This is a genomic window from Pseudomonas sp. UBA2684, assembly GCA_002354655.1.
Taxonomy (GTDB): domain Bacteria; phylum Pseudomonadota; class Gammaproteobacteria; order Pseudomonadales; family Pseudomonadaceae; genus Aquipseudomonas.
Window position 1 is genome coordinate 44,705 of sequence record DELY01000054.1, and the last position, 9,670, is coordinate 54,374.

A 9,670-nucleotide genomic window follows, 5' to 3' on the forward strand; every position below is an offset into this window, starting at 1 on the left:
AGTTTGTTTTGGCCCCTCTCCCGGGGGGAGAGGGGAGAACAGCGGTGACCCTCTCCAGAATGGTGGGGGACGAAAGATTTCCTGGAGGTACCGACCATGCTGCATATTTTCTGCCCTCACTGTGGCGAACTGCGTTCCGAAGAAGAGTTTCATGCCAAGGGCCAGGCGCACATCCCGCGGCCGCTGGAGCCGAACGCCTGCACCGACGAGGAGTGGGGCGAGTACCTGTTCTTCCGTGACAACCCGCGCGGCATCCACCACGAGCTGTGGATTCACGCCGCCGGTTGCCGCAAGTACTTCAACGTCACCCGTCACACGGTGAGCTACGAAATCCTCGAAACCTACAAAATCGGCGAGCGGCCCAGCGTGACGGCGGCCAGCGTTGCCGAGAAGAAGACTGCCGGCCAAGGAGTAAGCGCATGAGCCAGGTCAACCGTCTTGCCCAGGGTGGCCGCATCGACCGCAGCCAGCCTTTGAGCTTCAGCTTCAACGGCCAGACCTACCAGGGTTACGCCGGCGACACCCTGGCCGCTGCGTTGCTGGCCAACGGCGTGGATATCGTCGGGCGCAGCTTCAAGTACTCGCGGCCGCGCGGCATCGTCGCCGCCGGTAGCGAAGAGCCCAATGCGGTGTTGCAGATCGGCTCCAACGAGGCTGCGCAGATCCCCAACGTGCGCGCCACTCAGCAGGCGCTGTACCAGGGCCTCGCGGCCAGCAGCACTAACGGCTGGCCGAGCGTCAACACCGACCTGATGGGTATCCTCGGCAAGGTCGGCGGGCAGATGATGCCGCCCGGCTTCTACTACAAAACCTTCATGTACCCGCAGAACCTCTGGCTGACCTACGAGAAGTACATCCGCAAGGCCGCTGGCCTGGGCCGCGCGCCGAAGGAAAACGACCCGGACAGCTACGACTACCTGAACCAGCACTGCGACGTACTGGTGGTCGGCGCCGGCCCTGCCGGCCTGGCCGCGGCCCTGGCGGCCGGGCGCAGCGGCGCGCGGGTGATTCTCGCCGACGAGCAGGAAGAGTTCGGCGGCAGCCTGCTCGACACCCGCGAAACCCTCGACGGCAAACCGGCCAGCGAGTGGGCGGCCAAGGCCATTGCCGAGTTGCAGGGCATGGCCGACGTCACCTTGCTGGCGCGGGCCACGGTGAACGGCTACCACGACCACAACTTCCTGACCATTCACCAGCGCCTCACCGATCACCTTGGCGAGATCGCGCCCATGGGCATGGCGCGCCAGCGCATGCACCGCGTGCGCGCCAAGCGTGTGGTGCTGGCCACCGGCGCCCACGAGCGGCCGCTGGTGTATGGCAACAACGACGTGCCGGGCAATATGCTCGCCGACGCGGTGTCCACCTACGTGCGCCGTTACGGCGTGGCGCCGGGCCGCCAGCTGGTGCTGTCGACCAACAACGATTACGCCTACCGCGTGGTGCTCGACTGGCTCGACGCCGGCCAGCAGGTGGTGGCCGTCGCCGATGCGCGTGGCAATCCGCGCGGCGCCTGGGTCGAGGAAGCGCGCAAGCGTGGCGTGCGCATCCTCACCGGCAGTGCGGTGGTCGAGGCGCGTGGCAGCAAGCGGGTGACCGGCGCGCGCATCTGCGCCATCGACTTGAGGAGTCATACAGTCACCAGCCCCGGCGAAGTGCTCGACTGCGACCTGATCGTCAGCTCCGGCGGCTACAGCCCGGTGGTGCACCTGGCCTCGCACCTCGGCGGCAAACCGATCTGGCAGGAAGACATCCTCGCCTTTGTTCCCGGTGAAGGCTTTCAGAAGCGCCTCTGCGCCGGCGCGATGAATGGCGTGTTCAGCCTGGGCGATGCCTTGGCCGACGGTTTCGAGGCGGGCGCCACGCTGGCCGCCGAAAGCGGTTTCAAGGCGGTCGAAGGCACGCTGCCGAAGGTCGAGAAGCGCCATGAGGAACCCGCCGTTGCGCTGTTCCAAGTGCCGCACGACAAGCCCACGGCGCGTGCGCCGAAGCAGTTCGTCGACCTGCAGAACGACGTCACCGCTGCCGGCATCGAACTGGCCACCCGCGAGGGCTTCGAGTCGGTCGAGCACGTCAAACGCTACACCGCGCTGGGCTTCGGCACCGACCAGGGCAAGCTGGGCAATATCAACGGTCTGGCCATCGCCGCCCGTTCGCTGGGCATCAGCATCCCGCAGATGGGCACCACCATGTTCCGCCCGAACTACACCCCGGTGACCTTCGGCGCGGTCGCCGGTCGGCACTGCGGCGCGTTGTTCGAGCCCAAGCGCTACACCGCGATGCAGGCCTGGCACCTGAAGAACGGCGCCGAGTTCGAGGATGTCGGCCAGTGGAAACGCCCCTGGTATTTCCCCAAGGGCGGTGAAGACCTGCATGCCGCCGTGGCCCGCGAATGCCTGGCAGTGCGCAACGCGGTAGGCATCCTGGATGCCTCGACCCTGGGCAAGATCGACATTCAAGGCCCGGATGCCCGCGAGTTCCTCAACCGCGTGTACACCAACGCCTGGACCAAGCTCGATGTGGGCAAGGCGCGCTACGGCCTGATGTGCAAGGAAGACGGCATGGTCTTCGACGACGGCGTCACCGCCTGTCTGGCCGACAACCACTTCCTGATGACCACCACCACCGGCGGCGCCGCACGGGTGATGGAATGGCTGGAGATCTACCACCAGACCGAGTGGCCGGAGCTGAAGGTGTACTTCACCTCGGTCACCGACCACTGGGCGACCATGACCCTGTCCGGCCCCAACAGCCGCAAGCTGCTGGCCGAAGTGACCGATATCGACCTGGACAAGGACGCCTTCCCGTTCATGACCTGGCAGGAAGGCCAGGTTGGCGGCGTGCCGGCGCGGGTGTTCCGCATCTCCTTTACCGGCGAGCTGAGCTATGAAGTCAACGTACAGGCCGACTACGCCTTGGGCGTATGGGAAAAGATCATCGAGGCCGGCAAGAAGCATGGCCTGACGCCTTACGGCACCGAAACCATGCACGTACTGCGCGCCGAGAAGGGTTTCATCATCGTCGGCCAGGACACCGACGGCTCGGTGACCCCGGACGACCTCAACATGGGCTGGTGCGTCGGCCGGACCAAGCCGTTCTCGTGGATCGGCTGGCGCGGGATGAACCGCGAAGACAGCCTGCGCGAAGACCGCAAGCAGCTGGTGGGGCTCAAGCCGGTCGACCCGAACAAGGTATTGCCGGAAGGCGCGCAACTGGTGTTCGACCCGCAACAGGCCATTCCGATGACCATGGTCGGCCACGTCACCTCCAGTTACATGAGCGCCAGCCTGGGTTGCAGCATCGCCATGGCCCTGGTCAAAGGCGGCCTGAAACGCATCGGCGAGAAGGTCTTCGCCCCGTTGATGGATGGCAGCGTGATCGAGGCCGAAATCGTCAGCTCCGTGTTCTATGACCCGAAAGGGGATCGCCAGAACATCTGAAGGCACGGCACGCAACTGTAGGAGCCAGCTTGCTGGCTCCTACAGGTCAATCAGACAACACCGACAGGTTAAGAACATGACCGCGATCAATGTTTACAAACAACGCCCCGATGCCGGCCGCGCCGAGTCGCCACTGTTCCACGCCGGCCTCGACGAGCTGGCGCGCAAGGGCAAGAGCCGCGCCGGGGTGACCCTGCGCGAGAAGAAATTGCTCGGCCACCTGACCCTGCGCGGCGACGCCAAAGACCCGGCGTTTGCCGGCGGCGTGCACCAGGCCCTCGGCCTGGAGCTGCCGGTGGCGCTGACCCTGGTGGCCAACGGCGAAACCTCGCTGCAATGGCTGGCGCCGGACGAGTGGCTGCTGATCGTGCCCAGCGGCGAGGAATTCGCCACCGAGCAGAAGCTGCGCGCGGCACTGGAGGGGCTGTTCTTCGCGGTGGTCAACGTCAGCGGCGGGCAAACCGTGCTGGAACTGTCCGGCGCGAAGGCCCGCGAGGTGCTGATGAAATCCAGCAGCTACGACGTGCACCCGAGCAACTTCCCGGTGGGCAAAGCGGTCGGCACGGTGTTCGCCAAGTCGCAGTTGGTGATCCGCCACACCGCCGAAGACACCTGGGAACTGCTGGTACGCCGCAGCTTCTCCGACTACGTCTGGCTGTGGCTGCAAGACGCCAGCGCCGAGTATGGCTTGGCGATCAAGGCCTGAGCTGTAGGGTGGACGACGCTTTTTTCGTCCACCGGAGGACACCTAAGTAGGTAGGGCGGACATGGCGAAGGCTTGTCCGCCGTTGCGTCAGCCTGGTGGACAAGGCTGCGCCATGTCCACCCTACGTCATGCGCTCGGCGGACCTACCGACGGTTTGTCCGCCGCATAAACCGCCTGCCATCATCGGAGCCTGACCATGAGCCGCACCCCCGATACCTGGATCTTCACCGCGCATTGCCCGAGCGTGCTTGGCACCGTGGATGCGGTGACGCGCTTTCTGTTCGAGCAGCGCTGCTATGTCACCGAGCACCATTCGTTCGATGACCGACTGTCCTCGCGCTTTTTCATCCGCGTCGAGTTCCGCCAGCCGGACGACTTCGACGAGCAGGCCTTTCGCGCCGGCCTCGACGAGCGCCTGGCGCCCTTCGACATGCACACCGAACTGACCCCGCCGGGCTACCGGGCCAAGGTGGTGCTGATGGTCAGCAAGGCCGATCACTGCCTCAACGATTTGCTCTATCGCCAGCGCATCGGTCACCTGGCGATGGACGTGGTGGCGGTGGTCTCCAACCACCCGGACCTGGAGCCGCTGGCGCGCTGGCACGACATTCCCTATTACCACTTCCCGCTCGACCCGCACGACAAACCGGCGCAGGAGCGCAAGGTGCTGCAGGTGATCGAAGACCGCGGCGCCGAACTGGTGGTGCTCGCCCGCTATATGCAGGTGCTGTCGCCCGAGCTGTGCCGCAAGCTGGACGGCTGGGCGATCAATATCCACCACTCGCTGCTGCCTGGCTTCAAGGGCGCCAAGCCCTATCACCAGGCGTACCAGAAGGGCGTCAAGCTGGTCGGTGCCACCGCCCACTACATCAACAACGACCTCGACGAGGGGCCGATCATCGCCCAGGGCGTGGAGTCGGTGGACCACGCCCATTACCCGGAAGACCTGATCGCCAAGGGCCGCGACATCGAATGCCTGACCCTGGCCAAGGCCATCGCCTACCACATCGAACGCCGCGTGTTCCTCAACGCCAATCGCACCGTGGTGCTGCACGCATAAACCGGTAAGCAGTAGGGCGGACATGGCGAAGGCCGGTCCGCTGCGTAACCCGCCAATGGCCAATGGTGGACAAGGCTGCGCCATGTCCATCCTACGCAACGGTTGGCAACAGATGCATAACGCTCCCGTGCAAGGCCGCGTGGCCGTTGGCTGCGCCCTTGTATTCACAACAACAAAGGAGAACACGTATGTCTGGTAATCGTGGTGTGGTGTATCTCGGCGCTGGCAAGGTCGAAGTACAGAAAATCGACTATCCGAAAATGCAGGACCCGCGCGGCAAGAAGATCGAGCACGGGGTCATTCTGCGGGTGGTATCCACCAACATCTGCGGCTCCGACCAGCACATGGTGCGCGGTCGGACCACCGCGCAAACCGGCCTGGTGCTCGGCCATGAAATCACCGGCGAAGTGATCGAGAAAGGTCGCGACGTGGAAAACCTGAAGATCGGCGACCTGGTCTCGGTGCCGTTCAACGTCGCCTGCGGCCGCTGCCGTAGCTGTAAGGAACAACACACCGGGGTTTGCCTGTCGGTCAACCCGGCGCGTCCCGGCGGTGCCTACGGCTACGTCGACATGGGCGACTGGACCGGCGGCCAGGCCGAGTACGCCATGGTGCCTTACGCCGACTTCAACCTGTTGAAGTTGCCGGACCGCGACAAGGCGATGGAGAAGATCCGCGACCTGACCTGCCTGTCCGACATCCTGCCCACCGGCTACCACGGCGCGGTCACTGCCGGAGTTGGCCCGGGCAGTTCGGTGTATATCGCCGGCGCCGGCCCGGTCGGTCTGGCTGCGGCGGCCTCCGCACGGCTATTGGGCGCGGCGGTGGTGATCGTCGGCGACGTCAATCCGGTGCGGCTGGTGCATGCCAAGGCGCAGGGTTTCGAGGTCGTCGACCTGTCCCTCGACACCCCGCTGCACGAACAGATCGCCGCGCTATTGGGCGACCCTGAAGTCGATTGCGCCATCGATGCGGTGGGCTTCGAGGCCCGCGGGCATGGCCACGAAGGCGTGCAACACGAGGCGCCGGCCACCGTGCTCAACTCGCTGATGGGCGTGGTACGCGTCGCTGGCAAGATCGGCATTCCCGGCCTCTACGTCACCGATGATCCCGGCGCGGTGGATGCCGCGGCGAAGAAGGGCGCCCTGAGCATTCGCTTCGGCCTCGGCTGGGCCAAGTCGCACAGCTTCCACACCGGCCAGACCCCGGTGATGAAGTACAACCGCCAACTGATGCAGGCGATCATGTGGGACCGCATCAACATCGCCGAAGTGGTCGGCGTGCAGGTGATCAGCCTGGACCAGGCGCCGAATGGCTACCACGAGTTCGATGCCGGCGTGCCGAAGAAATTCGTCATCGACCCGCACAAGCTGTTTAGCGCGGCCTGATCGCCATCGTCCCGTAGGGCGGACATGCCAACGGCTTGTCCGCCATTACTCACCCCTGGTGGACAAGGCTTCGCCATGTCCACCCTACGTTTCAATCTCGGCACGAATCTGCGCAATCCGCGCATCCTTGTCTTGCCACAATTGGGTGACCCAATTCTGCACAAACTGGCGGAATACCGGGTCGTTCTGGTAATCGCCCTGCCACAGTGCCGGGTCGAGTTCGCGGGTTTGAATATCGACGATCACCCTTGGCACCTGGCCGCTGATCAAGTCCCAGAAACCGGGAATCCGCGTGCTCGGGTAGACCACGGTGACGTCCAGTACCGCATCCACTTGCTCGCCCAACGCGGCGAGAACGAAGGCCACGCCACCGGCCTTGGGTTTCAGCAGATAGCTATAGGGCGAACCTTGCTGGGCGTGCTTGGCCGGGGTGAAGCGGGTGCCTTCGAGGTAATTGACCACGGTCACCGGCAACGCCTTGAACTTCTCGCAGGCGCGCTTGGTGATGGCCAGGTCCTGGCCTTTGAGCTGCGGATGCTTGGCCAGAAACGCCTTGGAATAGCGCTTCATAAACGGGTAATCCAGCGCCCAGAACGCCAGGCCGAGCAACGGCACCCAGATCAGTTGCTGCTTGAGGAAGAACTTGAAGTACGGCGTCTTGCGGTTGAACGCCTGGATCAGCGCCGGGATGTCCACCCAGGACTGGTGGTTGCTGATCACCAGGTAGGAGGTGGTCTGGCGCAGTTCGGCGCTGCCACGGATGTCCCATTGGGTCGGCAGCAGGCTGGCGAAGATCAGCTTGTTCAGCTCGGCCCAGGTTTCCGCCAGCCACATCACCCCGCGCGAGCTGGCGGCTTTCAGCGCCTGACCAGGCAGGAGGAACTTGCCCAGGGCGATCAGCAGCAGCGGACCGATCAGGGTCAGGGTATTGAGCAACAGCAGCAGGGTGACGGTCAGGCCGGTCAGCAGGCGACGCATGGCAGCTCCTTGGCGTGCGCGGGCGTGGTCATCATAAGCAGCACCGTGGCGCCCTCCAAGTCATGGCGCGGCGCCGATTCTGTAATAAATGTTTGCGCGATACCAATCGGCCATCAGCGGATATGGCTTATTCTTGCAGGGTCCGTATCCCTCTCTTTTCTCTGGTCACCGCCGTGCTGAGACGCATCGTTGTCGCTGAACTCGTTCGGGGCATGTACATCCATGAGTTGTGTGGCTCGTGGATGGAGCATCCGTTCTGGAAAACCAAGTTCCTGTTGGACAGTGCCAAGGATTTGCAGCGCATTCGCGACAGCGGCATTCACGAGGTGTGGATCGACACCAGCAAGGGCCTCGACCTGCCGAGCGGGCAGACGGTCGAGCAGGTGGCGGTCGAGACGGAAGCGGTGCTGCGCGCCGCCGAGCCGCTGGCGACGGTCAAGCCGACAGGGCTGGAAGAGGAAATCGGCCGCGCGGCCAAGCTGTGCGACAGCTCCAAGGCCGCGGTGATGGCGATGTTCAGCGATGCGCGCATGGGCCGGGCAATCGACGTGGCGCATGTCGCCGAATTGGTCGAGGGTATTTCCAGCTCGGTGATGCGCAACCCGCATGCGCTGATCAGCCTGGCGCGGCTCAAGCACGCCGACGAATACACCTACATGCACTCGGTCGCGGTCTGTGCACTGATGATCGCCCTGGCGCGGCAGCTCGATCTGCCCGAGCCCCTGGTGCGCGAGGCGGGCATGGCCGGGCTGCTGCACGACATCGGCAAGATGAGCATCCCCCTGGCGCTGTTGAACAAGCCGAGCAAGCTCAGCGACAGCGAGTTCGCCACGGTGCGCGGCCACCCGCAGGCAGGCACGCAGATTCTCCTCGACAGCAAGCAGGTCAGCGCCCTGGTGCTCGACGTCTGCCTGCATCACCACGAAAAGGTCGACGGCAGTGGCTACCCGCATCGTTTGGCCGGCGAGCAGATCAGCCTGTTCGCGCGCATGGGCGCGGTCTGCGATGTGTATGACGCAATCACCTCCAATCGCCCCTACAAAGCTGGCTGGTCGCCGGCCGAGTCGATCCGCAAGATGGCCGAGTGGAGCAAGAGCCATTTCGACGAAAAGATCTTCCAGGCGTTCGTCAAAGCCGTCGGCATCTACCCGACCGGCTCCCTGGTGCGCCTGGAAAGCGGGCGCCTGGGCGTGGTGCTGGAGCAACACGGCCAATCGTTGCTCACGCCCCGGGTCAAGGTGTTCTTCTCGGCCAAGTCGAAAACCCCGATTGCCCAAGAGGTGGTCGACCTGGCCAAGCTGGTCGGGCGCGACAAGATCGTCGGCCGCGAATCCCCCGCCGACTGGGGCTTTCGCCACCTGGATGAGCTGTGGACAGGCTTGCCCGCTCGCTAGTTCGCAACATTTTCTTGCAGCCTTCCAGCGAACCATCCGCGCCTGAGTCAGTCGGAATCCGTGACGTTTTTTACGGAGGAATACCCAGCGTGAAGATTATTGTTCTGGCCTTGCTGAGCCTGATTACCTTTCCGGCGCTCGCCAATCAACCGACCCTGTACGGGCGTTACGAATACATCAAATTGCCGCAAATCGGCCAAACCCTGAAAGCCAAGATGGACACCGGCGCGATGACGGCGTCCTTGTCGGCCAAGGATATTCAGCAGTTCCAGCGCGACGGCGAAGACTGGGTGCGGTTCCGCCTGGCCACCGCGGATGCCAACGACACCCTGTTCGAGCAGCCGCTGGTGCGCATCAGCGAGATCAAGAGCCGGGCCGAAGAGCAGGGTTCGGCGAGCAGCCCGGCGGTCGCCGAGCGCCCGGTGGTGGACATGGAAATCTGCCTGGGTGGCGAGGCGCGTACCGTCGAGGTCAACCTCACCGACCGCAGCCACTTCGACTACCCGCTGCTGATCGGTGCCAGTGCCTTGCGTGATTTCGACGCGGCGATCAACCCGGCCGAGCGCTACACCGCCGCCCGCCCGCAGTGCTGAGCCCCTGTTCACGATCTGCTGCGCATCGGTGATGCTGCGTTAAAAATGGCTCTGTATCCGTTAAATGTCGATGCAGACCGCCGTCACGTGGGAGCGGCTTTAGCCGCGAAAGAT

Annotated in this window: 8 protein-coding genes; 7 read left to right on the plus strand and 1 reads right to left on the minus strand. The window is 64.2% G+C overall.

The window, feature by feature from the left end; translation table 11 throughout:
* The first annotated feature begins 96 nt into the window (after positions 1–96).
* The 5 genes from B3M58_RS20880 (at position 97) to fdhA (ending at position 6,591) form a co-directional block, all read left to right on the plus strand.
* On the plus strand, positions 97–423 hold the full coding sequence (locus tag B3M58_RS20880) for a sarcosine oxidase subunit delta (protein ID WP_296222154.1): 327 nt from the start codon (positions 97–99) through the stop codon (positions 421–423).
* Entirely contained in the window at positions 420–3,437 is a 3,018-nt protein-coding gene (locus tag B3M58_RS20885; RefSeq protein WP_296222155.1) for a sarcosine oxidase subunit alpha, read from the plus strand. The genes B3M58_RS20880 and B3M58_RS20885 overlap by 4 nt, the downstream gene beginning before the upstream one ends.
* Positions 3,438–3,513: 76 nt before the next feature.
* The gene (locus B3M58_RS20890; protein ID WP_296222156.1) at positions 3,514–4,143 is read left to right on the plus strand and encodes a sarcosine oxidase subunit gamma; all 630 of its coding nucleotides are present in this window, start codon (positions 3,514–3,516) and stop codon (positions 4,141–4,143) included.
* A gap of 196 nt (positions 4,144–4,339) precedes the next feature.
* Positions 4,340–5,203 carry a formyltetrahydrofolate deformylase gene (gene purU, locus B3M58_RS20895; RefSeq protein WP_296222157.1) on the plus strand — a complete coding sequence of 288 codons (864 nt, stop codon included), beginning with the start codon at positions 4,340–4,342 and terminating at the stop codon, positions 5,201–5,203.
* A gap of 188 nt (positions 5,204–5,391) precedes the next feature.
* Entirely contained in the window at positions 5,392–6,591 is a 1,200-nt protein-coding gene (gene fdhA, locus B3M58_RS20900) for a formaldehyde dehydrogenase, glutathione-independent (RefSeq protein WP_296222158.1), read from the plus strand.
* 84 nt (positions 6,592–6,675) lie between these two features.
* Here fdhA and B3M58_RS20905 read toward each other — a convergent pair whose 3' ends face one another.
* Complete coding sequence (locus B3M58_RS20905) at positions 6,676–7,569, minus strand: acyltransferase (RefSeq protein WP_296222159.1); 894 nt, start codon at positions 7,567–7,569, stop codon at positions 6,676–6,678.
* Between the two features lie 173 nt (positions 7,570–7,742).
* On the opposite strand from B3M58_RS20905, the gene B3M58_RS20910 reads away from it, so the two are divergent.
* Together B3M58_RS20910 and B3M58_RS20915 are read left to right on the plus strand one after the other, a co-directional pair.
* Positions 7,743–8,963 carry an HD-GYP domain-containing protein gene (locus B3M58_RS20910; RefSeq protein ID WP_296222160.1) on the plus strand — a complete coding sequence of 407 codons (1,221 nt, stop codon included), beginning with the start codon at positions 7,743–7,745 and terminating at the stop codon, positions 8,961–8,963.
* Positions 8,964–9,052: 89 nt separating this feature from the next.
* Positions 9,053–9,556, plus strand: a complete 504-nt coding sequence (locus tag B3M58_RS20915) for an ATP-dependent zinc protease (RefSeq protein WP_296222161.1) — start codon at positions 9,053–9,055, stop codon at positions 9,554–9,556.
* The last annotated feature ends 114 nt before the right edge of the window (positions 9,557–9,670 follow it).

Coding starts and splice junctions, on each gene's coding strand:
- purU (WP_296222157.1), top strand. CDS start 4,340: ATGAGCCGCACCCCCGATACCTGGATCTTCACCGCGCATTGCCCGAGC.
- B3M58_RS20905 (WP_296222159.1), bottom strand. CDS start 7,569: ATGCGTCGCCTGCTGACCGGCCTGACCGTCACCCTGCTGCTGTTGCTC.
- fdhA (WP_296222158.1), top strand. CDS start 5,392: ATGTCTGGTAATCGTGGTGTGGTGTATCTCGGCGCTGGCAAGGTCGAA.
- B3M58_RS20880 (WP_296222154.1), top strand. CDS start 97: ATGCTGCATATTTTCTGCCCTCACTGTGGCGAACTGCGTTCCGAAGAA.
- B3M58_RS20890 (WP_296222156.1), top strand. CDS start 3,514: ATGACCGCGATCAATGTTTACAAACAACGCCCCGATGCCGGCCGCGCC.
- B3M58_RS20885 (WP_296222155.1), top strand. CDS start 420: ATGAGCCAGGTCAACCGTCTTGCCCAGGGTGGCCGCATCGACCGCAGC.